Below are 24,017 nucleotides of genomic sequence, written 5' to 3'. Positions count from 1 at the left end.
ATCCCGTGCAGACTTGTCCGTCGTGGACATCACCGCATATCTGCGCAGGCTCGGCCTGGAGAGCGCGCCGCCTTCCGTGGACCACCTTCGCGCGTTGCACGCCGCGCACGTCGAGCGCGTGCCGTACGAGGCGCTGGAGATCTGGCTCGACCGGCCGACCACGCTCGACCCCGCCGAGTCGGCGGCGCGGATCCTGCGCGGTCGCGGCGGCTACTGCTACCACCTGAACGGCGCCATGTCCGCACTGCTGGCCGCGCTCGGCTACGAGGTGACCAGGCACGTCGGCGGCGTGCAGAACCACGGCGCCGAGCCCGGCGTCACCGGCAACCACCTGGTGCTGACCGTGCGGCTGCCCTCGTCCGACGGTCCTGACGAGTGGCTGGTGGACGCGGGGCTCGGCGACGCGCTGCACGAGCCGCTGCCGCTGGCCGAGGGCCGCTACCGGCAGGGCCCCTTCGAGTACGGCCTGCGCCGCTCGGAGGTCGCGCCCGGCGGATGGCGCTTCGACCACGATCCGCGGGGTTCGTTCGCCGGCATGGACTTCGGAATGGAGCCGGCGGAGATGTCAGCGTTCGAGACGATGCACGAGCACCTGTCGACCTCGCCGACGTCCGGCTTCGTCAGGGTGGCGACGCTCAACCGCAGGGACGCCTCAGGCGCCGACATCCTGCGCGGCCTCGTGCTGACCAGGATCGGCGACGACGCGGGCTCGACCACGATGGAGAGCTCCGCCGACTACTTCCGCGCCATGGAGGACGTCTTCGGCATCACCCTGCCCGCCGCCGACAGGTCGCTGCTGTGGGGCAAGCTGATCAAGGCTCACGAGGCGTGGACGACCTCGGCGAGCACGTCGTCGACGGACGACGGCTTGACCCCCAGCACCTCCTCGGTCTCGGAGTAGTCCACGACGAAGGGGTGTCCCGGCTTGACCAGGACCTCGTTCAGCTCGCTCCAGAAGGGGGCGGTGAGCGAGAGCAGCGCGATGTCCCTGTCGTTCATGACGTCGAGCCTCGGCTCGGCGACGCCCGCCATCGCGGCCAGCCTGCCGGCCAGCTCGCGGACCGACAGCGTGACCACCGGCACGTGCCAGGCCCGCCCCCACACCCTCTCGTCCCTGGTCGCGGCGACCAGGGTGCGGGCGGTGTCACCGATGGCCGAGTAGCTGTGCGGGACGTCGAGCGGCTGCGGCACGAGCGCCGTCGCCCCCGCCAGCACCTGCGGCTGGACCATCAGGCTGAACACCGACACCGCGCCCTCGCCGTAGAACTGGGCGGCCCGCACCTCGGTCACCTGGGCGTCCGAGGCCGCGGCCGACTCCCACATGTCCGCCCGCACCCTGCCCTTGGGGCCCTTCGCCCTCAGCGGCAGGTCGGGCCTGATCGGGCCCTCCACGAGGCCGTAGCCGTACAGGTTGCCCAGCATCACGTACGGCGTGCCCGTCCGCTTGGCCGCCTCCAGCAGCGAGGCCGCGAGCGCGGGGAACTCCGCCGTCCACAGGTGGTAGGCGGGGGCCGCGCAGTTGATCAGGTGGTCGGCGCCGTCGAGCAGGTCGACGAGCGCGGCGGTGTCGGAGGCGTCGGCCGCGACCCGCTCGATCAGCGGGTGCTCGGGTCCCGCTCCCTTGCGGCTGACCATGCGCACCCGCTCGCCGTCCTCTACGAGGAGCCTCGCCGTACGGTTCGCCGTCGCACCCGCACCAGTGATGACATGAAATTTCTGCATGGCTCCACCCTCGCGATCCGGCGTGTCATGCGATAGTGGCCTGAATGCCAACCATCCGGAGGATCTGGCCATGCACCGCATCGCGGTCGTCATCACGCCGCCCGTGATGAGCTTCGACGTGTCGATCCCGCACATGGTCTTCAGCGGCACGACCGGCTACGAGATCCAGGTCTGCACCGCCGTACCGGGGACGATGGCGACCATCGGCGGCCCGCAGATCCACGTCCCCGACGGGCTCGAGGCCGTGAAGGGCGCCGACACCGTGATCGCCGTCGGCAGCGGCGGCGAGGACGCCCACCCCGACACGCTCGACGCCCTCCGCGCGGCGCACGCCGACGGGGCGCGCGTCGCCTCGCTGTGCACCGGCGCGTTCGTGCTCGCGCAGGCGGGTCTGCTCGAAGGGCGTGCGGCCACCACGCACTGGGGGCTGGCCGGCGACCTGGCCGCCCGCTTCCCGTCCGTCGACGTCCGCCCCGACGTCCTCTACGTCGAGGACAGGGGCGTCTTCACCTCGGCAGGCGCGGCCGCCGCCATCGACCTGTGCCTCCACCTGGTCAGGCTCGACTTCGGCGCCGCCGCCGCCAACGCCGCCGCCCGCCTCGCCGTCGTCTCCCCCGTACGGCCCGGCGGCCAGGCCCAGTTCATCGAGACCCCGCTGCCGCCCGAGCAGGGCACCTCACTCGCCGACACCCGCGCATGGGCCCTGTCCCTGCTCGACCGGCCCCTCACGCTCAAGGACCTCGCCGTCCACGCCGGCACCAGCATCCGTACGCTCACCCGGCGTTTCCACGCCGAGACCGGGCTCAGCCCGCTGCAGTGGCTGCTCCATCAACGCGTCGACCGCGCGCGCGAGCTCCTCGAAACGACCAGCCTTCCCATGGACCAGGTCGCCGCCCGCAGCGGCCTGGGCAGCGCGGACTCCCTCCGCAAACACCTCACGGCCAGGGCAGGACTCACGCCGACCGCCTACCGCGCCGCCTTTACCCGTCAACTGTGATGGTGGCATTTCCCGACAAACCGCTATCGTGCTGTGTCGCTGCACGCGTTTGGACGGAGATATCACCATGAACGGCCAACGCCGGCTGGCCGGACGCTATCGGCTGCTGAACCCCCTGGGCGCCGGGTCCCTCTGGCTCGCCGCCGACGACCTGATGCGCCGCGACGTCGGGATCAGAGAGGTACGGCTCCCGCCCGACCCCTCGGCCCGCAGGGAGTTGTGCGGCGCGGTAGGGCGCGAGGTCGGGCTGGTCACCGGGCTCGGGCACGCCTCCATCGAGGCGGTCCACGAGGTGATCGTCGAGGACGGCACGCCATGGCTGGTCGTCGACCTTCCCCAGGGACGCACGCTGGAGCAGACGGTCCTTGAACGGCACCCGCTCCCACCCGTCCAGGTCGCCAGGATCGGCGTGCACCTGGTAGCGGCGCTGCGCGCCGTCCACGGGGTCGGGGTCGTACACGGCGACATCCAGCCGTCCACGGTCGTCCTCACGCCGACCGGTCGGGCGGTGCTGACGGGCTTCGGCGTCGCCACCCCGTTCCGGCCCCCAGGGGTCGGGCCGGCCGCGGACCTGTGGTCGCTGGCCGCGACGCTCCACTTCGGGCTCGAGGGCCGCCCTCCCCAGCCGGGGCAGCCGATCGGCGGGGCGCTGGGCCCTCTGCTGACCGACATGCTTCATCCCGACCCTGCCGCCCGGCCGTCCGCCGAGACGGTCGCCGCCGTCTTCGCCGACCTCGCCGGCGCCACCCCGCCCCCCTCCGCGACCTCACCCTCCGCGTCCTCGCTGTCGACGCCGTCCGCGTCCTCGCCCTCCGCGTCGTCGCCCTCCACGCCCTCGCCGTGGACGGCGTCCACGCCCTCGCCCTCCGCGTCGTCGCATCCCTCCGCCACGCCGGGGTCGGCGCCCTGGGAACCGTCGTCCGCTCCCGGTACCTCGCCGGACCCTGCCGTTCCTTCCTCCGCGTCGTCGCCCGCGCCGTGGGAACCCGCGCCCGCCTCTCCCTCCTCCGACCAGCCCGCTCCCCCCGACCCGTCCCCCTCCACGGACTCTTCCGCTCCGCCGCACGCCCCGGCCCCCTTCACACCCGGAGCCGACCCTTCAGCACCGGCATCCGGCCCCGCGCCCTTCGCACCCGACCCCGAGCCTTCAGCACCGGGATCCGGACCCGGGCCTTCCGCGCCCGACCCTTCAGCACCGGGATCCGGCCCTGCCCCCTTCGCACCCGACCCTTCAGCACCAGGATCCGGACCCGGGCCTTCCGCGCCCGAGGCGGGCTTGTCCTCCCCTGCGCCGTCCGGCTCGGGCTTGTCCGCGCCTCCTGAACCGGCCACCGGCGCTCCCGGATCAGGGCAGCACCCGTTGCCAGCGCCCGTGCCGTACCCGTTCACCCCGGCGCACCCGGTGGCGACCCCCGCGTCGAGCCCGTGGTCACCCACGGCCGCCGACGACGATGACGCCGAGAAGACCAGGGTCGTGGCCATCCGCCCGGCGCCTCCGGCGGGAACACCTCACCAGGACCCGCTCGAGGTCACCCGCCCCGCGATGCGCCACGAGGCCCTCCACCTCGACGCCCTGGAAGCGACCAGACCCGCGCCGAAGTCCGAGACCACCGATCCAGACCTGGCTCCCTTCCAGCAGAATGCCGGGCAAGCCCCGCAGAGCGTCGCGCCGGCTCCCTTCGAGACCGTCGCGCCGCCTCCCCCTGGACTCGTGACACCAGGGGCCCCGGTGGACTCGCCTGTCACCGGGGACGCCGCCACCGATCCACACGCCGCATCGTGGGCCCCGTCCGGCCCTCACGCCGCACCGGAAGCCGATGCCTCCGGCCCACCCGCGACGCCCTACACCACCCCCACCGACCCGACGGCCACGCCGCCAGCCCAGGCCTTCCACACCCCTGGACCCGAGCAAGCACTCGGCGGTTTCGGCACCCCAGGGCCCGAGGGAACACCCGGCGATCCGGCCTTCTTCGCCCCAGGACCCGAGCAAACACCCAGCGGTCCGGGATTCGGCATCCCAAGACCCGAGCAAGCACCCGGCGATCCGGGCTTCTACACCCCAGGACCCGAGCAAGCACCCGGCGATCCGGGATTCGGTGGTCCGGGACCCGAGGGTGCACCCCACGGTCCGGGTTCCGGCCCTATGGGACCGGAAGGGTCGCACCAGGGGCAGGGGTTCGACCCGCTGGGCTACGAACAGGCGCCCTACGACCCGGGACTCGACCCGCTGGGGCCCGACGGGGTGCTAGGTGGCCCGGTGGAGCACCCTGCGGATCCCGTGGGTGCCCCTCCGGCCTCCTGGGTGCCGGGCGCAGGTGATGCGGCCCAAGCTCCCGTGGGACCTGGTGGCGTGGCTCCAGGTTCCGCCGGCCCGCCCATGGCTCCTGGCGGTGCACCTCATGGACCCGCCGGACCGCCCGTCGGTCCTGGCGGTGCGGCTCATGGACCCGTCGGTCCTGGAGGTGTGGCCCAGGGTCCCGTGGGTGCGCAACCGGGTCCTGGGGGTATGCCGGTCGGTCCCGGTCAGCCATACCCTCCGATGGGGAACGGCCCCGCGCATGCGGGGAACGGCCCCGCGCCGGCAGGGAAGCCCTCGTTGCTCCGCCGGGTCCTGCGACGGGGCCCCAAGGACGGCAAGGCGGCCGCCTCACAGCCTGCCGGTCCGCCCGCCGGGTGGGGTCCCATGCCCGCGGCTCCTCCCGTGGTGGGAGGGCCGGTGCCCGTCGACGCTCCGGCGGGCCCGTGGGGTCCTCCGCACGGACCCGTCGATCCCTCGGCCATCGTGTCCCAGCCACCACAGCCGGGTCCCGGGCCCGAGCATCCCGCTCCTCACCCTGGCGACCTTCCTGGCTCGTGGGGTCCGCAGCCCGCCGCCGTCGGTCCGTGGGCGCCGCCCGGCAACGCCCCCGACGCATGGGGGCAGCCCGACGGCAACGCTCCCGGTCCGTGGGCGCCGCCCGGCAACGCCCCCGACGCATGGGGGCAGCCCGGCGAGAACGCTCCCGCGGCATGGGGGCCGCCCGGCGAGAACGGCCCTGGAACGTGGGGGCCGTCCGACGGGAACGGGCCGGGGTCGTGGGGTCCGCCGCAGAACGTCCCGCAGGAGCAGCAGTGGGGACCGCCCGGCGGGAACGGGCCCACACCCTGGGGGCCGCCCAACGGGGGCCAGCCCGGCGAGCCGCCTCCCGCCGCGCCCCTGAGCTGGGGTGTCACCGACGACGCCGCACCGCCCGTGCTCGCCTCGATGCCCGGCGAGCCGGAACCCGTGCCGATCGTCGAGACGACGGCCCCGTTCAGGCGGCCGACGTTCACCGGCCCGCTGGTGCTCACCGACCAGCCGCAGGGCAGGTCGAGCCGGCCCGAGGGCGGCCCTGAGCAACCCCCGCGCCCCCTGGAGCACATCCTCCACGCCGCGGGCCCGCTGGCCCCTGAGGAGGCGGCGGCGGTCGGCCTGGGAGTGCTCGACCTGCTGGCCCCGCTCCATGAAGCGGGCCGGTTCCACGGCGACCTGCGGCCGGAGACCATCCTGGTGGGCGGTGGTGGGCAGGTGACGCTGGCCGATCCTTCGCCGGCGTCCGGGACGTCCGCCTACACCGCCCCCGAGGGGAACGTGGGCCCTGCCGCCGATCTCTGGTCGCTCGGCGCGACGCTGTTCACGGCCGTCGAGGGGCGCGCGCCCGCGCCCGGGGCACCGCTCACGCGGGCGGGGGTCCTGGCTCCCGTGCTGTTCCGTCTGCTGTCGGGCTCGCCGCGCCAGCGCCTCACCGCCGATGAGCTGCGTCTCGATCTGAAGACGATCGCCGCGGCGTCCAGTTCGTCCCAGCCGTGAGGGCAACGGTCGGGAGAGCAACGGTCGGGAGAGCAACGGTCGGGAGAGCAACGGTCGGGAGAGCAACGGTCGGGAGAGCAACGGTCGGGAGAGCAACGGTCGGGAGAGCGACGGTCGGGAGGGCCGCCACGGCGCGGGCGCCGTACGGAAAAAATGAGATATATCGCGGATGGAACCGCGCGAAGGCTCCCGATCGTTGAACCGACGACGCAGAATGTGGAGAGGCGGGGCACGTGCTCCGCGTTCGGAGGGATGTTGAGGATGTCGCCCGTCCAGAAGTACGCCATCGGCGCCGGTATCGCTGTCCTGTTCTCGTGGCTCTTCCTGCCCGGCTGGCTCACCCTGCTCGTCGTGCTCGGCGTGGTCGCCGCGCCCGTGGTCGGCTACATGATGCTCGACCCCTCGCAGCGTGAGCGGCTCAAGAGGGCCCGCAGGCGCGGGATCGGCGGCTAGCGCGGGAGGAGAGGCGGGCGCCCGGGAAGGGGAGCCCGCCGCGCGAGAAGGAGAGCCGGCCGTACGAGGAGGCCATCAGGCCGCGATGGCCTCCCGCACCCTGGTGGTCACCCGGCGCTCGACGTAGAAGGACAGCAGCGGCACCGTGCCCGCGAGCATGATGCCCAGCATGTAGCCCCAGTTCCAGCGCGCCTTCATGCCGAGGTTCATGACCGCGACGAGGTAGAGCATGTAGAGGAACCCGTGGATGGGCGAGACGATCTTGGAGGGTTCCGGGACGTCGAAGCCGTACCTCAGCACGATGGCCGTGCAGAGCACGAGCAGCATGGTGCCGACGATGTACGCGAGGACCCGGAAGGGCTTGAGTGCGGACTCCACGATCATCAACTTTCTAGGACGGCTTCGGGTTCGGGGGACTTGCTGGAGCGTACGGCGTCGCGGACGAAGTGGAACCACATGAACACGGCGAACCCCGCGAAGATCCACCAGTTGGCCGCGTAGGCCAGGTTGCGCCAGGTCAGCGTGCCGCCGGTGACCGGGGCCGACACCTTGACGGGTGTGAGGCCGGGGGTCTGGGCGACCACGAACCCGTTGCGCACCTTCTGCCCCCGCCACAGGTTGATCAGCTCGGCCGTCGAGACCGTCTGCACCTGCCCCTCGGGGACGCCCTCGGCCCGCCGCTGGACGCTGTCGGTGCCCTCGGGCGACCGCAGCCGCCCGCTCACCGTCACCTCTCCCGGCGGGACGGCGATGCCGGGGTCGTCGGACTTGGCGACCCAGCCCCGCACGACCGGCATCAGCGTGCCGTCGCGCAGCGCGAGCGGCGTCAGCACCCAGTAGCCCTGGTCTCTGGACACGTTGCCGCCCGGCGCGGCCACGTCGGGCCTGCGGTCGGCGACGAGCAACTGGCGCGCCGCGTCGTAGGAGCCTGAGGCGGTGACGCGCCGCCCCACCGACGTGCCCTCGATCTGGGTGCCGACCCTGCTGAGCGATTCGACGGCGACGGGCGCGGGGTCGGTGGCGCTGGCCGGCTTGCCCGAGTCCTCGAAGACGCCGAGTTGCCAGCGGCCGAGCAGGATGAAGGAGACGAGAACCCCGATCGCGAGCACGTGCAGCCCGAGCATGCGGGGTGCGAGCAGGGTTCTGAGCATGCGTCCACGCTATCCGGCCATGTCAGCGGTCCGATAATCGACTGCCCTCCACCGAGTCATGCTAAAAGGTGCAAATCCACCAGCCGACCCCGCTAGAGTGCATCGCATGTCTGACCAGCACATCGACCCCTCGGGGAACACCCAGCAGTTCCGCGCGTTCGCCGAGCGGTCCGAGAAGGAGTCGGCGGCCGCCCCCAAGCGCTCCGCCGCCCTGCCGATCATCGCGGTCGTGCTCGCCGTCGCCATCGTCGGCGTGATCGCCTACATGCTCCTGGTCTAGCCGCCAGGGGCCTTCACCCGCCGTTCGACGAGGTCGCGGCGGGTTTTTGTCGTTTCGGGACACCGTGACGCCGGGTCCCGCATCCCCTCCGTACGGTCACCTCCTCTGGACCTGGCCCCGCATGTCCAACTACATTGGACTTTGTGTCCAATAGAGTCGACCTGGACAGGTTCCGCGAGCTGCAACGGCTCGCCTACCAGGGCGCCGAGCACGTCGCCTCCCGGCTCGAACCCGGCGTGAGCGAGCGGATGGCCGCCGCCGCGCTGCGCCGGTGGCTGGAGCGCCACGGCGTCGACGACTGGTTCCACGTGCCGTTCGCCTGGTTCGGCGAGCGCACCGCGTTCAGGAACTTCAGGATCCCGACCCAGTTCCTTCCGACCGGCCGCCGCCTCGAACCCGGCATGCCGTACGTGCTGGACGCCGCGCCGGTCATGGACGGCTACGTCGCCGACATCGGCTTCTCCGGCTGTCTGGGCGGCAACGCCGCCTGGACCCGCCTCGATCGCGACCTGTCGGCCCATCGCGCGCACATCCTGGACCTGGTACGGCGGCGCCGCACGTTCCAGGACATCTACCGGGCGGTCGACGAGCGGATCAAGGAGCAGGGCCGCACCAACCGCCACCAGGTCTACCCGGGGCGGGTGATCGGCCACCGGGTCGACCGGATCCGCGTGGGCGGACCCCGGCTGGTCGTCTTCGACTCCTTCGGTCTCAGGACTCTCAGGACCATCGGCCGCGAACTGGTCAAGGAGCGCCTGGAGGGCCGCTCGCCGCTCTGGGCGGGCGGCAGGGCCTCGGCGCATCCGCCCACGCCGGGGCTGTGGGCGGTCGAACCCCATCTCGGCACCGAGGACGGCACCGTGGGGGCCAAGTTCGAGGAGCTCCTGGTGGTCACCGAGGACGACGCGTTCTGGCTCGACGACGACCTCCCCCACGTCCACCGATGGAGGGCGGCATGATCCAGCCGCGCAGAGTGCGCTTCTCCTGGGAGGACACCCCGCTGCACTGGGTGCCGGGCGACCCGTTCACCACACACCTGATCAACGTGCTGCACATGCTGCTGCCCGCGGGCGAGCGGTGGTTCGTGCACGTCTTCAAGCAGGCACTGCCGTACGTCAGGGACGAGACGTTGAGGGCCGAGGTCAAGGGCTTCATGGGGCAGGAGGGCACGCACGCGGTGGCTCACCAGCGCGTCCTGGAGCGCATGAAGGAGCAGGGCCTCGACCCCACGTCCTATGTCGAGAACATCGAGTGGCTCTTCGAGCGCGTGCTCGGCGACCACACCATGCCGCCGATGGCCGCGAGATTCTGGCTGAAGGAGCGACTGGCGATCATCGCGGCGATCGAGCACTACACGGCGGTGCTCGGCGACTGGATCCTGCACGCGAAGCCGCTGGACGAGGCGGGCTCCGACCCCGTGATGATGGACCTGCTGCGCTGGCACGGCGCCGAGGAGGTCGAGCACCGCAGTGTGGCCTTCGACCTGTTCACGCACCTCGACGGCTCCTACGCCCGCAGGGCGCGCACGATGCTCGCGACCGGGCCCGTCCTCGTCTACCTGGTCAAGCGCGGCGCGGGGTTCCTGCTGGCCAACGATCCCGTGGTGGCGGGGCGCGTCGAGGCCAGGTGGACCCACTTCTTCCACCGCGCGCGCCAGGGCAGGGTGCCGACGATGCGCAGCCTGGCGCTGGCCGTGCCCCGGTACCTGCGCCCCGGCTTCCATCCCAGCCAGGAAGGAGACCTGAAGGCCGCCCTCGACTACATCGCCCTGTCACCCGCGCATGCCGAGTTCGAGTCCTACAGGAGGTCCCGTGGAAGCCAGTGACAAGCCGGGCATCGTCATCATCGGTTCCGGTTTCGCCGGGATCGGCATGGCGATCAAGTTGAAGGAGGCCGGGTTCCACGACTTCGTCATCCTGGAGAAGGCGGACGACCTGGGCGGGACCTGGCGTGACAACACCTACCCCGGGTGCGCGTGCGACGTCCCCTCGCACATGTACTCCTACTCCTTCGAGCTCAACCCCGGCTGGTCGCGGATGTTCTCCCCGCAGGAGGAGATCTGGGAGTACATGCGGGCGTGCGTGTGGAAGTACGGCATCGACCCTCACCTCCGGTACGGCAAGCAGGTGGTGAGCCTCGAGTACGCCGGCAGGGAATGGGAGATCACCACGTCGGACGGCGAGACACTGCGGGCGAACGCGGTGATCTCCGCCATCGGCGCCCTCCACGTACCGAAATTCCCGGACATCCCGGGTACCTTCGCGGGGCCGGCGTTCCACTCGGCCGAATGGGATCACGGCGTCGACCTCAAGGGCAAGCGCGTGGCGGTCATCGGCACCGGCGCCTCCGCCATCCAGTTCGTCCCCCAGATCGCCACCGAGGCCGCCCAGCTGACCGTCTTCCAGCGCACGCCCCCGTGGATCCACCCCAAACCCGACTTCGCCGTCCCCGACCGGATGAAGCGGCTGCTCAAGCTCCCCGGAGCCGCCCGCGCCCTGCGCAACGGCATCTACTGGACACTGGAGACCAGAGCGCTCGGCTTCGCCGTCGATCCCAGGCTGATGGCCTTCCACGAGAACCTGGCCCTGCGGCACCTCGAACGCCAGGTGCCCGACCCCGAGCTGCGCCGCAGGCTCACCCCCGACTACACGATCGGCTGCAAGCGCATCCTCATCTCCAGCGACTACTATCCCGCGCTGAGCAGGCCGAACGTCTCCCTGGTCACTGACGGCATCGCCGAACTGCGCGGCCACGCGGTGGTCGACGTCACGGGCAGGGAGCACGAGGCCGACGTCGTCGTGTACGGCACCGGCTTCAAGGTCACGGACGCGCTGCAGGAGCAGCGGATCGTCGGCAGGGACGGCGTGAAGATCCAGGACGCCTGGCAGGACGGCATCGAGGCCTACTACGGCATCGCCACCGCGGGCTTCCCCAACCTGTTCTTCCTGCTCGGGCCCAACACCGGACTCGGCCACAACTCGGTGGTCTTCATGATCGAGTCGCAGGTCCGGTACGTCATGGACTGTCTTCGGCTGCTGTCCAGGACGCAGGCGAGGGCCATCGACGTCAGGCCCGAGCGGCAGCGGGCCTTCAACGAGCGGCTGCAGGAGCGCCTCAACCGCCTGGTGTGGAGCGAGGGCGGGTGCCGGTCCTGGTACCTCGACGAGCACGGCGTCAACAGGACGATCTGGCCGGGCTTCACCTTCGAGTACTGGGCACGCACCAGGAGGATGAAGCCCGACGCCTTCGAGCTGATCTACTAGCCGGCGCTGTCACCGGCCGTGTTCACCGCGGCCGGACGCTAGCAGTAGCGAGCGGGCGCGATGCGGTCCATCTGGTGGCCGAAACGCCGGAAGTAGCTGGGGCTGTAGTCGCCGCCGCCCGCCCGCCGCCGCTCGTTCCAGCTCCACTCGGACTCGCCCGTGTCGACGAAGCAGACCTCGGTGTCGGCCACGAACGAGCCCACCCTGTCGGCGTGCGCTGGGCCGATGTGCACGTTGCCGTCGGCGGCCCGCCAGGTGAAGAGCTCGCTCGTGTAGCCGGCTCCCGTCCACAGGCACACGTCCGCCCGGCACGGGGGCGGGGCGGGGGCCTCGGCCGGCGCTCCGGGCAGGGCCAGGGCGCCGGCGATCAGGGCGGAAGCGAACACCGTGTGCATGCGGGGGTTCCTCTCGTGGCGAGACGCGGACCCCCGCACGATAGATCTCTACGTGATCGGGCGACTACGGCGAGCTATGGGGTTCTCACCACCATGGCACTGCCGCCGCCCCGCCGTACGGGCTCGGCCACGGCCTGGATCCTGCCCCTTCCGGTGAACTCCAGGGCGGTGGCCGCGCCGATCTCCGGGTTCAGCGTGAAGGTGTGGCCCCTGGCCTCCAGCTCGGCCTTGTAGCGGTCGAGGAAGCCCTGCTCGGCCTGGGTCTGCGCGGTGTTGCGCTGGGTGGCCCTCGGCGCGGCGAGCGCGTCGGGCAGGTTCATGCCGAACTCGTAGCGGTTGACGAGGATCTGCAGCACGGTCGTGATGATCGTCGACCCGCCGGGCGAGCCGACCGCCAGCACCGGCTTGCCGTGGGCCAGCACGATCGTCGGAGCCATGGACGAGCGGGGGCGCTTGCCGGGCGCGGGCAGGTTCGGGTCTCCGGGAGCGGGGCCGAAGGTGAAGTCGGTCAGCTCGTTGTTGAGCAGCACTCCGCGGCCCGGCACCACGATGCCGTTGCCGCCGGTGGACTCGATCGTGAGGTTGTAGGCGACCACGTTGCCCCAGCGGTCGGCGACCACCAGGTGGGTCGTCTCGGGCCCTTCGTCCGCGGGCGGGGTGGCCGCCTCGTCCAGCGGCTCACCGCAGCCCGTGTAGGTGCCGTCGGGCGTGCCGGGTGCGGCGGGGTGCGCCATCGCGCGATCGCCGACCAGGCAGGCGCGCTCCTTGGCGAAGCCGTCGCTGAGCAGCTCGGCCAGGGGCACGTTCGGGATGTCGCCCACGTACTTGCCGCGGTCGGCGAAGGACAGGCGCGACGCCTCCAGGTACTCGTGGAGGCCGATGGTGGGCAGCGCCTCCAGGATGTTGAGCGCCTCGCCGACGGTGGATCCGCCCGAGGAGGGGATCGACATGCCGTACACCTGCATGCCGTTGTAGTCGACGCGCGTCGGCTCCCGCGTCAGCGCCCGGTAGGCGGTCAGGTCGGAGACCTCCATCAGGCCCGGCCGCACGTTGCGGGTCGCGCCTGGGGTGATCGGCGGGTTCTTGACCGTCCTGACGATCTCCTGGCCGAGCCGCCCGCCGTACAGCCATTCGGGGCCGCGCCTGCCCAGCTCGCGGTAGGTGTCGGCGAGCTCGGGGTTCCTGAACACGGACCCGACGGGCGGTGGCGCGCCGTTCGGCAGGTAGAGCTTGGCGGTGGAGGAGATGTCCTTGAACCTGGCGGCGTTCGCGGCGGTCTGGTCGTGGAAGGTCTGGTCGACCACGAAGCCCTTGGACGCCACCTCGATCGCGGGCTTCAGCGCGTCACGCAGGCTGGTCGTGCCGAACCTGCGCAGGGCCAGATCCCACTGCGCGACCGCGCCGGGCACGCCCGCCGACAGGCCGCTGGTCACGGCCTCCTCGAACGGGATGCCCTGCAGCGAGGTCGACGCCATCGCGGCTGGCGCGGCCTCCCGACCGTCTATCGAATGGACCCTGCCCCGCCTGGCGTCGTAGTAGACCATGAACCCGCCGCCGGCCAGGCCCGCGGAGTACGGCTCGGTGACACCGAGCACGGCCCCCGCCGCCACCGCGGCGTCCATCGCGTTGCCGCCCTTCTTCAGCACCTCCAGCGCGGCTCTGCTGGCGTCGAGGTCGACTGTCGCCACGGCCCCGCCGTACCCCTCGGCGACGGGCTGCTTCTGCTGAGGAGGCGGCGGCTTGTGATCCGCCGGCCCCGCGAAGGCGGGCGCGGCGACGAGGAGCGGTGTGACGGCGACGAGAGCGAGGATGTGTCGGCGCATGATCCCAACAATGGACCAGGTACGCCGGTGGTGGTAGGGCCCCCTGCGACATCGGGAGGATGTCGTGTCCTTCCGGGGTCGTCTAGCGTGGACAGGTGCGCAAGACCCCTTATCTCGCCCTGGTGGTCGCCGTGTTCCAGGTGATCGCCTCCCAGGGGGCGTACTACGGGCAGACCGACCGCGAGAAGGTCGATGCGACGGCCATCGTGCTGTTGCTCGTCGGGCCCGCGATGATGCTCTTCAGGCATCGGTTCCCGAAGACGTCGCTCGCTCTCACGCTCGCGGCGACCTGCCTCTACCTGTGGGGCGGCTACCCCTACGGCCCGGTCTTCGTCAGCCCGATCATCATGCTCTTCCAGACCGTCACCGAGGGGCGCAGAAAGCTCGCGCTGATCGCCTCCGCCCTGACGACGGTCTTCTTCCTGATCTACTCGACCTGGCTGGTCGACCCGCCGTCGCGCGGCCTGTGGCACATCCTGGCGATCGTGGCGGTGATGACGCTGATCCTCGCCGCGGGCGAGCTGGCCAGGTACCGGATCGAAAGCCGCGCCGAGCGGGCGCGGGTGGCCGAGGAGGAGTCGAGACGGCAGGCCAGCGAGGAGCGGCTGACGATGGCGCAGGAACTGCACGACGTGCTCGCGCACAACATCTCGCTCATCCATGTGCAGGCCTCCACCGCCCTTCACCTGATGGACGACGACCCAGGCCAGGCCCGCTCCGCGCTCACCACGATCAAGGGCGCCTCCAAGGAGGTGCTCGGCGAGCTGCGCTCGGTGCTGAACGTGCTGCGCGAGGGCGCGCCCCGGTCCCCGACCGCCGGGCTCGACCGGCTGGGCGACCTGGTCGAGCGGTCGGGGCTCGACGTGTCGCTCGAGCAGGTCGGCGCGCGACCGCTGCCCGCGCAGGTCGAGCGGGCGGCCTACCGCATCGCGCAGGAGTCGCTCACCAACGCCGCTCGCCACGCTCCAGGGTCGCGGGTGTCGGTGCGGCTGGAGTACCTCGCGGCCGAGCTGGTCATCACGGTCACCGACACGGGGTCGTCGATGCCTGCCGTACTGGCCGAGGAGGGCAGCGGCAACGGCATCCCCGGCATGCGCGAGCGCGCCTCCGCGCTCGGTGGCACGCTGGTCGCGGGGCCGAAGGAGACCGGGTTCCAGGTCGAGGCCAGGCTGCCACTACCGGAGGAAACAGGATGATCAAGCTGTTGCTGGCCGACGACCAGGCGCTGGTGCGGGCGGGCTTCAGGGCGCTGCTCGACGCGCAGCCCGACATGAGCGTCGTCGCCGAGGCCGCCGACGGGGCGGAGGCGGTGCGGCTGTCGCGCGAGCACGCGCCCGACGTCGTGCTCATGGACATCCGCATGCCGGGCACCGACGGCCTGACCGCGACCAGGCAGATGCCGCCGGGGCCGCGGATCATCATCCTGACCACCTTCGAACTGGACGAGTACGTCTTCGAGGCGCTGCGCGGCGGGGCCAGCGGCTTCCTGGTCAAGGACACCGAGCCGGCCGAGCTGATCCAGGCGGTGCGGGTGGTGGCGGCCGGCGAGGCGCTGCTGTCTCCGAGCGTGACCAGGCGGCTGATCGCCGAGTACGCGACGCGGGCCAAGGAGCCCGTCGCCGCCGACGGCCTCGACCTGCTGACCGAGCGCGAGCGGGAGGTGCTGGCGCTGGTCGGCACCGGGATGACGAACGACGAGATCGCGGCCAAGCTGTTCATGTCCCCGGCCACGGCGAAGACGCACGTGAGCAGGGCGATGATGAAGTTGCACGCGCGCGACCGGGCGCAGCTCGTGGTCATCGCCTACGAGTCCGGCCTGGTCAGGCCCGGCTGGCTCTAGCGATCCCGCGATCCGGCCCGGCGAGGAGTATCCCGCCTGGCCCGGGGATACGCCGCCCGTCGTATCCCCGAACGCGACCGCTGTCCGATTCGGCGGGCCCACCGGGCGAGCAGGCTGGTTCCAACGTCAAGAAAGGACACCAGCGATGCACAGCTTCTGGCCCATCTTCCCGATCTTCTGGATCCTGTTCTGGATCGCCGCCGTGACGCTCTTCGTCAAGGCCAGGCGAAGTGGCCGCTGGGGCGGCTGGGGCGGGCCGCCGCCCAGCCGTACCGCGTCGGCCGAGCAGATCCTCGCCGAGCGCTACGCCCGCGGCGAGATGGACGACGAGGAGTACCTCCAGCGCTCGTCCGTGCTGAAGTCGTAACCGCACGCCGCCCGTTCTCATCGATTACACTCCGCGATCGCTTCATCACATGTCACTCTGGCGCAATGACGTGGTGGCAGAACGAGCGGGAGGTGGGGGCGCCGGCCGGGCACGCTGTCGAAACGTCCGAGCCGGTGCCTGCGCCCCGCTCAGGAGACGAGCCCGACCTTCTTGTCGCCGCCCAGCACGGCGACGCCCAGGCCGCGCACCGGCTGGGCAAGCTGTACGCCCAGCGTGGCGACCGCTCGGCCGCCAGGCACTGGTGGGAGCGGGCCGCGGCGGGCGGCAACATCGACAGCGCCTACAACCTGGGCGTCTGGCACGAGAAGCACGGCACGCTCGAGGAGGCCGTCCGCTGGTACGAGCTGGCGGCTGGGACGGGCGACGCCGAGGCCGCCGTCAACCTGGCGACGCTGCTGCTGGAGCAGCGCGGCGACATCGACGCGGCCCGCAGGTGGTTCGAGACGGCCGCCCACGCCGGGTCCAGGGCGGCGGCCAGGCGGCTGGCGCTGATCTGCGAGGACGGGGGCGAGCTGCCCCTCGCCCGCGAGTGGCACCGCAGGGCCGCGACGGACGGCGACGTCGCCTCCGCCCATGACCTCGGGTTCCTGTCGTACCAGGTGGGCGAGGAGGAGGAGACGGTCCGCTGCTGGGAGTACGCCGCCCGCGGCGGCCACGCCGACGCGGCCTACCATCTCGGCCTGTTCCTGCAGGCCTCCCGCGATCCGGAGGGCGCCGAGGCGTACTACCGGCTGGCCGCCAAGAGCGAGCATCCAGGCGCGGCCTCCCAGCTCGGCGGCATCGCGCTGTCCCGCAGGGACCTTCGTACGGCCCGCGCGTGGTTCGAGCGGGCCGCGCAGGCAGGACGCCTGGAGGACCAGCGGATGGCGGGGTTCGTGTGCGTCGAGCTGTCCGACTCGCAGGGGGCCAGCCACTGGTTCGGCAGGGCGGCGGCCAGCGGCGACGCGGAGTCGGCCTTCAACTTCGGCCTGCTGCTCATCGCCGAGCTCGGCGACCTTCAGGGCGGCCAGCACTGGTTCAGGCAGGCGGCGATGGCGGGCCACCACCGGGCGGCGATGGAGCTCGGCGGGCTGCTGTCGGCCACCGGTAACGCGCACGAGGCGGAGAAGTGGCTGGCCGACCCGCCACCGCCCACGTGGGACCGGCTCGCCGAACCCGAACTGTCGGCGCGGGCCGAGCTGGCGGCCGCGGCGACGGGGCGCAGAGGCGGGGTGACGTTGCGGGTGCGGGACCTGACGGAGATCCTCGGCACGTGGGATCTGCTGACCCGGCCACTGCGCGACCACGCCGACGTGGTGACGTGGCTGGCGGAGCGGAGCGGGCTGCGCCCGTCGGCGGTGGAGCACCTGGCGTCGGTTCGAGCGACGATCCTGCGCCCAGGCACGTCGCCGTGGCCCACGCCTTCGGAGGTGGAGCACGTGCTGGCCACGGCCCGCGACCTTCGTCACCGCCTGGGGACCCGCTAGCGGAGGGCCATCACGCGCGAACGCCCGCCGGCGGCAGGCCGGCGGGCGTTCACGATGGTCGCGGGTGGCCGTCAGGCGGCCAGAACCTCGGCCACCGGCACGTACGGCAGGCCGAGGGCCTCGGCGACCGGCTCGTTGGTGAGCTTGCCACCGTGGGTGTTGAGGCCGAGAGCGAGCGCGCCGTCCGCCTTCAGCGCCTCCTTCCAGCCCAGGTTGGCCAGCTTGACCGCGTAGGGCAGCGTCGCGTTGGTCAGCGCGTACGTGGAGGTGTTCGCCACGGAGCCCGGCATGTTCGCCACGCAGTAGAAGATCGAGTTGTGCACCTGGTAGGTGGGCTCGGCGTGCGTGGTGGGGCGGGAGTCCTCGAAGCAGCCGCCCTGGTCGATCGCGATGTCGACGAGCACGGAGCCGGGCTTCATGCGCGACACCAGGTCGTTGGAGACCAGCGTCGGCGCCTTCGCGCCGGGGATGAGGACCGCGCCGATGACCAGGTCGGCCTTGAGGACCTCCTGCTCCAGCGCGTACGAGGTGGACACGAGCGTCTTCAGCCGGCCCTGGTAGATCGCGTCGATGAAGCGGAGGCGGTCGATGTTGGTGTCGAGGACGGTGACGTCCGCGCCCATGCCGACCGCGATCTGGGCCGCGTTCAGGCCGGAGACGCCGCCGCCGATGACGACGACCTTGGCGGGGGCGACGCCGGGGACGCCGCCCGGCAGCACGCCGCGGCCGCCGTTGAAGCGCATGAGGTTGTAGGCGCCGACCTGCGGGGCGAGGCGACCCGCGACCTCGGACATCGGGGCCAGCAGCGGCAGCGTGTTGCCGACCTGGACGGTCTCGTAGGCGATGCCGGTGGTGCCCGCCTTGAGCAGCGCGTCGGCGCAGTCCTTGCCGGCGGCCAGGTGCAGGTAGGTGAAGAGCACCAGGTCCTCGCGCATGCGGTGGTACTCCTCGGCGATGGGCTCCTTGACCTTGAGCACCATCTCCGACTCGCCCCAGACGGCGTCGGCGGAGTCGAGGATCTTGGCACCGGCGGCCAGGTACTCCTCGTCGGTGATGTGCGAGCCGAGACCGGCGCCCCGCTGGACGTGCACGTCGTGGCCGCCTCGAACCAGCTCGTGCACGCCGGCCGGGGTGGCCGCGACGCGGTACTCGTGGTTCTTCACCTCGGCGGGAACGCCGATCTTCATGGGTGGATCCTTTCCTGAGAAGGGGGTGCTTTAGAGGAGGTTCAGGCCTTCGACCAGAACGTTGCGGATGATCGACTCGATCTCGTCGAACTCCTTCTGCCCGGCGATGAGCGGAGGAGCGAGCTGGATGACGGGGTCGCCGCGGTCGTCGGCGCGGCAGTACAGGCCGTTGGAGTAGAGCGCGTTGGACAGGTAGCCGCGGATGAGCCGCTCGGACTCCTCTGCGCTGAAGGTCTCCTTCGTCACCTTGTCCTTGACCAGCTCGATGCCCCAGAAGTAGCCGGAGCCGCGGACGTCGCCGACGATCGGCAGGTCCTTGAGCTTCTCGAGGGTGCTCTTGAACGCGCCCTCGTTGCGGCTGACGTGGCCGAGCAGGTCCTCGCGCTCGAAGATGTCGAGGTTGGCCAGCGCGACCGCCGCGGAGACGGGGTGCCCGCCGAAGGTGTAGCCGTGGGCGAACATCTCGGCGCCGTCCTTGAACGGCTCGAACAGCCTGTCGTGCGCGATCATGGCGCCGAGCGGCGAGTAGCCGGAGGTCAGGCCCTTGGCCGAGGTGATGATGTCGGGCGTGTAGTCGAACTTCTGGCCGCCGAACATCGTGCCGAGCCGGCCGTACGCGCAGATGACCTCGTCGGAGACCAGCAGCACGTCGTACTCGTCGCAGATCTCGCGCAGCCGCTGGAAGTATCCGGGCGGCGGCGGGAAGCAGCCGCCGGCGTTCTGCACCGGCTCGACGAAGACGGCGGCGACGGTGTCGGGGCCCTCCATCTCGATGGCGCGGGCGACGCGGTCGGCGGCCCACAGGCCGTACTGCTCGGGCGTCATGCCCTTGATGCCGGTGATCTCGTCGGCGCGGTAGTGGTTGGTGTTCGGCACGCGGATGGAGCCGGGCACGAGCGGCTCGAACATCTGCTTGAAGGCCGGGATGCCGGTGATCGACAGGGCGCCCTGCGGGGTGCCGTGGTAGGCGATCTGGCGGCTGATGACCTTGTGCTTGAGCGGCTTGCCGGTGACCTTGTAGTACTGCTTGGCCAGCTTCCACGCGGTCTCGACCGCCTCGCCGCCGCCCGTGGTGAAGAACACCCTGTTGAGGTCGCCTGGGGCCTCCTGGGCGAGCCGGTGTGCGAGCTCGGCCGCCTTCGGGTGGGCGTAGGACCACAGGGGGAAGAAGGCCAGCTCCTGCGCCTGCTTGGCGGCCGCCTCGGCCAGCTCGCTACGGCCGTGGCCGACCTGGACGACGAAGAGGCCCGCCAGTCCGTCGAGGTAGCGCTTGCCGTGGATGTCGTAGATATAGGCGCCTTCACCCCGCACGATGGTGGGGATCTCGTGCTCCTTGTAGGAGCTGTGGCGGGTGAAATGCAACCACAGGTTGTCCTGAGCGGCCTTGAGAACGTCGTTTTCGGGCTGCGTCATCGGTATCTTCCCTCGTGTCTGAACTCCCCACAGTGTGCATGTTCACATGGGGTGTTGCCAAGCGAAAGCGTGGCAGCACTCTGCAAGAAATCCGGGATCCGCAGATCGCCTCTGTAATATCGACGAAATCCGCATGGCGCGCTAGACCCGTTTCCACCATGTGGAACCTTCTGTGATGCAATGAGACGTACTGTCCAGAACGACACCGGGGGACAACCCGTGACTCCTGACCAGCTAGAGAGCGCCGTCGCGGCGGGAATGCCCCAGGCCATCGAGGACCTGAAGCGGCTGGCGTCCATCCCCTCCGTGGCCTTCCCCGGCCACCCCGAGGAGCCCGTCCTCGCCGCCGCCGCCGTGACCGAGGAGCTGCTGCGCGGCGTGGGCCTGTCCCACGTGCAGCAGATTCCCGTGGAGGGCAGCTTCCCCGCCGTCTTCGGCGAGGCCCCCGCTCCCCCCGGTGCCCCCACGGTGCTGCTGTACGCGCACTATGACGTGCAGCCCGCAGGCGACCCCGCTGCCTGGCGCACCCCGCCCTTCGAGCCCACCCTGATCGACGGCGCCCTGTACGGCAGGGGCACCGCCGACGACAAATCGGGCATCATCTCCCACATCGCCGCGCTGCGCGCCTTCCACGGCCGCTTCCCCGTCGGCATCAAGGTGATCATCGAGGGTCAGGAGGAGTACGCCGGCGAGCGCCTGGAGGCCTTCGTCGAGCGCAACCCCGAGCTGGTCCGCGCCGACGCGATCATCGTCGCCGACACCGGCAACCCGCGCGTCGGCGACCCCGCCGTCACGACCTCGCTGCGCGGCATGGCCGCCTTCACCATCGAGACCCGCACGCTGCGCGAGCCCGTCCACAGCGGCTCCTTCGGCGGCGCCGCCCCCGACGCGCTGGCCGCGCTCATGCGCATGCTGACCGCGCTGCACGACGACAACGGCGACATCCGCGTCCCCGGCCTGCCCCGCGGCACCTTCCTCGGCACCGGCCCCTCAGAGGAGGAGTTCAGGAACACGGCGGGCGTCCTCGAGGGCGTCTCCCTCGTCGGCTCCGGCTCGCTCGCCGACCGCCTGTGGTCCTCCTACGCGATCACCGTGACCGGCATGGACGTCCCCACGGTCTCCGGCGCGATCAACGCCGTCCAGCCTGCGGCCCGCGCCAGGGTGACCGTCCGCATCCCGCCGGCCGGCGACCCCAAGACGACGCTCGACGCCATCACCGAGTTCCTGCAGCAGGTCGCTCCGTGGGGCGTGAAGGTGAGCTTCAGCGACTTCGTCGTCGGGTCGGGCTTCCAGGCCGACTCGGGCGGCAGGGCCCGCTCGGCGCTCAACAGGGCCATGGAGCGCGCCTTCGGCCGCGCGCCCCGCGACGTGGGCGCGGGCGGCTCGATCCCGCTGGTCAACACGCTGCTCAAGCAGTTCCCCCTCGCCGAGATCCTGCTGTTCGGCGCGGAGGACGAGGACGCGGCGATCCACGCGCCCAACGAGCGGGTCAACCTGGAGGAGCTGCGCAGGACGGCGACCACCGAGGCCCTCTTCCTCGCGGAGTACGGCTCGCCCTCCGCCCTGGGGATCTGACACGCGAGAGCACGACCCTGGGCCGTGGCCCGGGTTGATCGGATCATCGCCGGCGAGGGGCCGGGGAGTCGGAGGCGCACGACGCGTCTTCGAGCTCCCCGGCCCCTCTCGCGCGGACATCGCCCCCTCGCGCGCGGACTCCCCCGCCCCCCTTGCGTGCGGACTCCCCGGCCTCTCGCGAGCGCACCCGCGTCGAGGGCGCGTCGACGCTCGGCCTGGGCACGATCCGGTGCGTGCCCGCGCGCGTGGCGCGTGGTTGGCTTGGCCCATGGACGAGTCGCAGATCACCCGGTACCTGGACAGATTCGGCGCAACCCGGCCCGCGGTGCCTGACGCGGACGGCCTGCGAGCCCTCCAGCTCGCGCACCTGACGGCGGTGCCGTTCGAGAATCTGAGCATCCACCTCGGCGAGCCCATCTCCCTCGAGCGCGACGCGCTGTTCGACAAGGTCGTCGGCCGCCGCCGCGGCGGCTTCTGTTACGAGCTGAACGGGCTGTTCGCCGAGCTGCTGACCACGCTGGGCTATCGGGTGACGCTGCTGGCCGCGAGGGTCTTCCACGGCAGCAGGCCTGGCCCGCTGTTCGACCACATGGCGCTGCGCGTCGATCTGGACGAGCCGTGGCTGGTCGACGTCGGCTTCGGCGACTTCGCCGACGAGCCGCTGCGGCTCGACGAGCGCGCGGAGCAGAAGGACGACGGGGGCGTGTTCCAGGTCGTGCCGGCCGCCAGCGGCCACGGCGACCTCGACATCGTGCACAAGGGCGACCAGAGCTACCGGCTGACCGCCCGGCCGTACGAGCTGGAGGACTTCGTCCCGACCGCCTGGTGGCAGGCGACCTCCCCGCAGTCGCACTTCACCAGGTCTCCTGTCTGCTCGATGCGCACGGCCGAGGGCAGGATCACGATCAGCGGCCGCAGGCTGATCCACACCGTGCACGGCGAACGCACCGAGCGCGTCCTGCAGGATGCCGAGCTCCTGCCCGCCTACCTCGACCGCTTCGGGATCGCGCTCGACCGGCTTCCCGCCGCCGGAGCATGACCCGCCGCCGCGACCGGGAAGCCGCCGTCCCGCCCGTGACCGGGAAGTCCCGACCGCGACCGGGAAGTCCCGACCGCGGCTGGGAAGTCCCGGCCGCGGCAGGGAAAGAGGTAGTGGTCCTGCGGTTTCGGCGGGAAGTGGGTGTGTCGTGCCAGGCCACTCGTCCGTAGATTGGTCCGCTCGTGGCCGTACCCACCAGGAAGCGCACATGATCAGCATCGGCAGGCTCCACCCGTCCGACAGGCCCGCGTGGGAGGCCCTGTTCCGCGCCTACATCGACTTCTACCAGCGCACCGAGCCCGACGAGATGTACCGGCGAGCGTGGGAGGAGTTCGAGAAGGACACCAGGATGCACGCGCTCGGCGCCAGGCTGGGCGGGCGGCTGGTCGGGATCACGCACTTCCTCTTCCACCCCAGCACCTCGGCGCCCGACGCGGACGTCTGCTACCTGCAGGACCTGTTCACCGCCGCCGACGTGCGCGGCAGGGGCGTGGCGCGGGCGTTGATCGCCGCGGTGGCGGAGGAGGCGAGGGGACGCGGCTGCGGGCGCGTCTACTGGCACACGCAGGAGTCGAACGCCACGGCGCGGCGGCTCTACGACCAGGTGGCCGAGAACCGCGGATTCATCTCGTACCTCATCCCGCTGCGATAGCGGGAGGGAAGCCGCCGGTGGCGATGGGGCCCCATGCGTCGATATGAAGGCGGATGAGTGACTTGTCCTGGCGGCGCATGGCCTCGCGGTACTCGTCCCAGTCGGGGTGCTCGCCCGAGATGCACCGGTAGTACTCCACCAGCGGTTCGAGGGCCTCGGGCATGCCGAGGACCTCGGCGCGGCCGTCGACCTGGACGTAGGGCCCGTCCCATGTGTCGGACAGCACGCAGATCGACACCCGCTCGTCACGCCCGGCGTTGCGGGCCTTGGCCCTCGCCGGGTAGGTGGAGACGACGATCCTGCCCTCCTCGTCGACGCCGCAGGTGACGGGTGAGAGCTGGGGCCGCCCGGTGGAGCGCGTCGTGCTCAGCAGGCCGCGGTGCCGGGGGCGGAGGAAGTCGAGCAGCTCGGGCAACTCCACGCGGCGGGCGGTCGCGATCGTCCGTGCCATGGCATGACCTTTCAGTGGGCGCGTGGGCATCATCACACAGATCCGGGGACGTTCGTCGCCGTCCCATGCGCTAACTTTTGTACTGACTGGTCA

General features: G+C 71.4%; 24 protein-coding genes and 1 pseudogene. 16 read left to right on the top strand and 9 right to left on the bottom strand.

Translation table 11 applies throughout. The features are described from left to right. Window positions 1-22 precede the first annotated feature (22 nt). Complete coding sequence (locus tag ACFSKW_RS10000; RefSeq protein ID WP_379571463.1) at window positions 23-901, top strand: arylamine N-acetyltransferase family protein; 879 nt, start codon at window positions 23-25, stop codon at window positions 899-901. Here the strand turns inward: ACFSKW_RS10000 and ACFSKW_RS09995 are convergent. Then, window positions 820-1,722: a Rossmann-fold NAD(P)-binding domain-containing protein gene (locus tag ACFSKW_RS09995; protein WP_379571461.1), complete on the bottom strand. Its 903-nt coding sequence runs from the start codon at window positions 1,720-1,722 to the stop codon at window positions 820-822. The two genes, ACFSKW_RS10000 and ACFSKW_RS09995, sit on opposite strands and share 82 nt — an antisense overlap. A gap of 70 nt (window positions 1,723-1,792) precedes the next feature. Here ACFSKW_RS09995 and ACFSKW_RS09990 point away from each other — a divergent pair, with 70 nt between their 5' ends. Continuing rightward, window positions 1,793-2,719, top strand: coding sequence for a GlxA family transcriptional regulator (locus ACFSKW_RS09990; RefSeq protein ID WP_379571459.1), 927 nt, complete (start codon window positions 1,793-1,795; stop codon window positions 2,717-2,719). Window positions 2,720-2,786: 67 nt separating this feature from the next. Further along, window positions 2,787-3,206 (top strand): annotated as a pseudogene (locus ACFSKW_RS09985) (protein kinase family protein); the annotation flags it as partial. 188 nt (window positions 3,207-3,394) lie between these two features. Here ACFSKW_RS09985 and ACFSKW_RS09980 read toward each other — a convergent pair. Beyond that, complete coding sequence (locus ACFSKW_RS09980; RefSeq protein WP_379571533.1) at window positions 3,395-3,763, bottom strand: hypothetical protein; 369 nt, start codon at window positions 3,761-3,763, stop codon at window positions 3,395-3,397. A gap of 1,672 nt (window positions 3,764-5,435) precedes the next feature. Here ACFSKW_RS09980 and ACFSKW_RS09975 point away from each other — a divergent pair. Together ACFSKW_RS09975 and ACFSKW_RS09970 are read left to right on the top strand one after the other, a co-directional pair. After that, window positions 5,436-6,548 (top strand): hypothetical protein, encoded by a 1,113-nt coding sequence (locus ACFSKW_RS09975; RefSeq protein WP_379571531.1) that lies wholly within the window; start codon window positions 5,436-5,438, stop codon window positions 6,546-6,548. 261 nt (window positions 6,549-6,809) lie between these two features. Next, on the top strand, window positions 6,810-7,001 hold the full coding sequence (locus tag ACFSKW_RS09970) for a hypothetical protein (protein WP_379571457.1): 192 nt from the start codon (window positions 6,810-6,812) through the stop codon (window positions 6,999-7,001). 75 nt (window positions 7,002-7,076) lie between these two features. Here ACFSKW_RS09970 and ACFSKW_RS09965 read toward each other — a convergent pair whose 3' ends face one another. Together ACFSKW_RS09965 and ACFSKW_RS09960 are read right to left on the bottom strand one after the other, a co-directional pair. Further along, window positions 7,077-7,379, bottom strand: coding sequence for a DUF3817 domain-containing protein (locus ACFSKW_RS09965; RefSeq protein WP_379571455.1), 303 nt, complete (start codon window positions 7,377-7,379; stop codon window positions 7,077-7,079). A gap of 5 nt (window positions 7,380-7,384) precedes the next feature. Continuing rightward, entirely contained in the window at window positions 7,385-8,152 is a 768-nt protein-coding gene (locus ACFSKW_RS09960; RefSeq protein ID WP_379571453.1) for an SURF1 family protein, read from the bottom strand. A gap of 106 nt (window positions 8,153-8,258) precedes the next feature. On the opposite strand from ACFSKW_RS09960, the gene ACFSKW_RS09955 reads away from it, so the two are divergent. The 4 genes from ACFSKW_RS09955 to ACFSKW_RS09940 all read left to right on the top strand — a co-directional run bounded on the left by ACFSKW_RS09955 (window position 8,259) and on the right by ACFSKW_RS09940 (window position 11,695). Continuing rightward, window positions 8,259-8,432 carry a hypothetical protein gene (locus ACFSKW_RS09955; protein WP_379571451.1) on the top strand — a complete coding sequence of 58 codons (174 nt, stop codon included), beginning with the start codon at window positions 8,259-8,261 and terminating at the stop codon, window positions 8,430-8,432. Window positions 8,433-8,575: 143 nt separating this feature from the next. Next, the gene (locus ACFSKW_RS09950) at window positions 8,576-9,391 is read left to right on the top strand and encodes a M24 family metallopeptidase (RefSeq protein ID WP_379571449.1); all 816 of its coding nucleotides are present in this window, start codon (window positions 8,576-8,578) and stop codon (window positions 9,389-9,391) included. Then, window positions 9,388-10,257, top strand: coding sequence for a metal-dependent hydrolase (locus ACFSKW_RS09945; protein ID WP_379571447.1), 870 nt, complete (start codon window positions 9,388-9,390; stop codon window positions 10,255-10,257). The genes ACFSKW_RS09950 and ACFSKW_RS09945 overlap by 4 nt, the downstream gene beginning before the upstream one ends. Next, window positions 10,214-11,695 (top strand): flavin-containing monooxygenase, encoded by a 1,482-nt coding sequence (locus ACFSKW_RS09940; protein WP_379571445.1) that lies wholly within the window; start codon window positions 10,214-10,216, stop codon window positions 11,693-11,695. The genes ACFSKW_RS09945 and ACFSKW_RS09940 overlap by 44 nt, the downstream gene beginning before the upstream one ends. A gap of 38 nt (window positions 11,696-11,733) precedes the next feature. Here ACFSKW_RS09940 and ACFSKW_RS09935 read toward each other — a convergent pair whose 3' ends face one another. Both ACFSKW_RS09935 and ggt read right to left on the bottom strand, forming a co-directional pair. Continuing rightward, window positions 11,734-12,090, bottom strand: coding sequence for a hypothetical protein (locus ACFSKW_RS09935; protein ID WP_379571443.1), 357 nt, complete (start codon window positions 12,088-12,090; stop codon window positions 11,734-11,736). 74 nt (window positions 12,091-12,164) lie between these two features. After that, window positions 12,165-13,913, bottom strand: coding sequence for a gamma-glutamyltransferase (ggt, locus tag ACFSKW_RS09930; RefSeq protein WP_379571441.1), 1,749 nt, complete (start codon window positions 13,911-13,913; stop codon window positions 12,165-12,167). A 95-nt stretch (window positions 13,914-14,008) separates the two neighbouring features. Here ggt and ACFSKW_RS09925 point away from each other — a divergent pair, with 95 nt between their 5' ends. From ACFSKW_RS09925 to ACFSKW_RS09910, 4 genes are all read left to right on the top strand, one after another. Further along, complete coding sequence (locus tag ACFSKW_RS09925) at window positions 14,009-15,109, top strand: sensor histidine kinase (protein WP_379571439.1); 1,101 nt, start codon at window positions 14,009-14,011, stop codon at window positions 15,107-15,109. Beyond that, window positions 15,106-15,753 (top strand): response regulator transcription factor, encoded by a 648-nt coding sequence (locus ACFSKW_RS09920; RefSeq protein ID WP_379571437.1) that lies wholly within the window; start codon window positions 15,106-15,108, stop codon window positions 15,751-15,753. The genes ACFSKW_RS09925 and ACFSKW_RS09920 overlap by 4 nt, the downstream gene beginning before the upstream one ends. Window positions 15,754-15,898: 145 nt before the next feature. Beyond that, window positions 15,899-16,120, top strand: a complete 222-nt coding sequence (locus tag ACFSKW_RS09915) for an SHOCT domain-containing protein (protein ID WP_379571435.1) — start codon at window positions 15,899-15,901, stop codon at window positions 16,118-16,120. A gap of 65 nt (window positions 16,121-16,185) precedes the next feature. Continuing rightward, a complete protein-coding gene (locus ACFSKW_RS09910) occupies window positions 16,186-17,607 on the top strand; it encodes an SEL1-like repeat protein (protein WP_379571433.1) in 1,422 nt (473 codons plus the stop codon). Window positions 17,608-17,678: 71 nt separating this feature from the next. Here ACFSKW_RS09910 and ald read toward each other — a convergent pair whose 3' ends face one another. Beyond that, window positions 17,679-18,794 carry an alanine dehydrogenase gene (ald, locus tag ACFSKW_RS09905; RefSeq protein WP_379571431.1) on the bottom strand — a complete coding sequence of 372 codons (1,116 nt, stop codon included), beginning with the start codon at window positions 18,792-18,794 and terminating at the stop codon, window positions 17,679-17,681. A gap of 30 nt (window positions 18,795-18,824) precedes the next feature. Further along, a complete protein-coding gene (locus ACFSKW_RS09900; protein WP_379571429.1) occupies window positions 18,825-20,207 on the bottom strand; it encodes an aspartate aminotransferase family protein in 1,383 nt (460 codons plus the stop codon). A 219-nt stretch (window positions 20,208-20,426) separates the two neighbouring features. Between ACFSKW_RS09900 and ACFSKW_RS09895 the strand changes: the two genes are divergently transcribed. The 3 genes from ACFSKW_RS09895 to ACFSKW_RS09885 all read left to right on the top strand — a co-directional run bounded on the left by ACFSKW_RS09895 (window position 20,427) and on the right by ACFSKW_RS09885 (window position 23,473). Then, on the top strand, window positions 20,427-21,782 hold the full coding sequence (locus tag ACFSKW_RS09895; protein WP_379571427.1) for a dipeptidase: 1,356 nt from the start codon (window positions 20,427-20,429) through the stop codon (window positions 21,780-21,782). Window positions 21,783-22,050: 268 nt separating this feature from the next. Further along, window positions 22,051-22,821 carry an arylamine N-acetyltransferase family protein gene (locus ACFSKW_RS09890; protein WP_379571425.1) on the top strand — a complete coding sequence of 257 codons (771 nt, stop codon included), beginning with the start codon at window positions 22,051-22,053 and terminating at the stop codon, window positions 22,819-22,821. A 208-nt stretch (window positions 22,822-23,029) separates the two neighbouring features. Further along, the gene (locus ACFSKW_RS09885) at window positions 23,030-23,473 is read left to right on the top strand and encodes a GNAT family N-acetyltransferase (protein ID WP_379571423.1); all 444 of its coding nucleotides are present in this window, start codon (window positions 23,030-23,032) and stop codon (window positions 23,471-23,473) included. Here the strand turns inward: ACFSKW_RS09885 and ACFSKW_RS09880 are convergent. Then, window positions 23,457-23,924, bottom strand: coding sequence for a PPOX class F420-dependent oxidoreductase (locus ACFSKW_RS09880; RefSeq protein ID WP_379571421.1), 468 nt, complete (start codon window positions 23,922-23,924; stop codon window positions 23,457-23,459). The two genes, ACFSKW_RS09885 and ACFSKW_RS09880, sit on opposite strands and share 17 nt — an antisense overlap. Window positions 23,925-24,017 lie beyond the last annotated feature (93 nt).

Source organism: Nonomuraea mangrovi (genome assembly GCF_042681425.1).
Lineage (GTDB): Bacteria > Actinomycetota > Actinomycetes > Streptosporangiales > Streptosporangiaceae > Nonomuraea > Nonomuraea mangrovi.
Note: the sequence above shows the minus strand (reverse complement) of the source record. Positions and strands in the feature narration are given on the sequence as shown.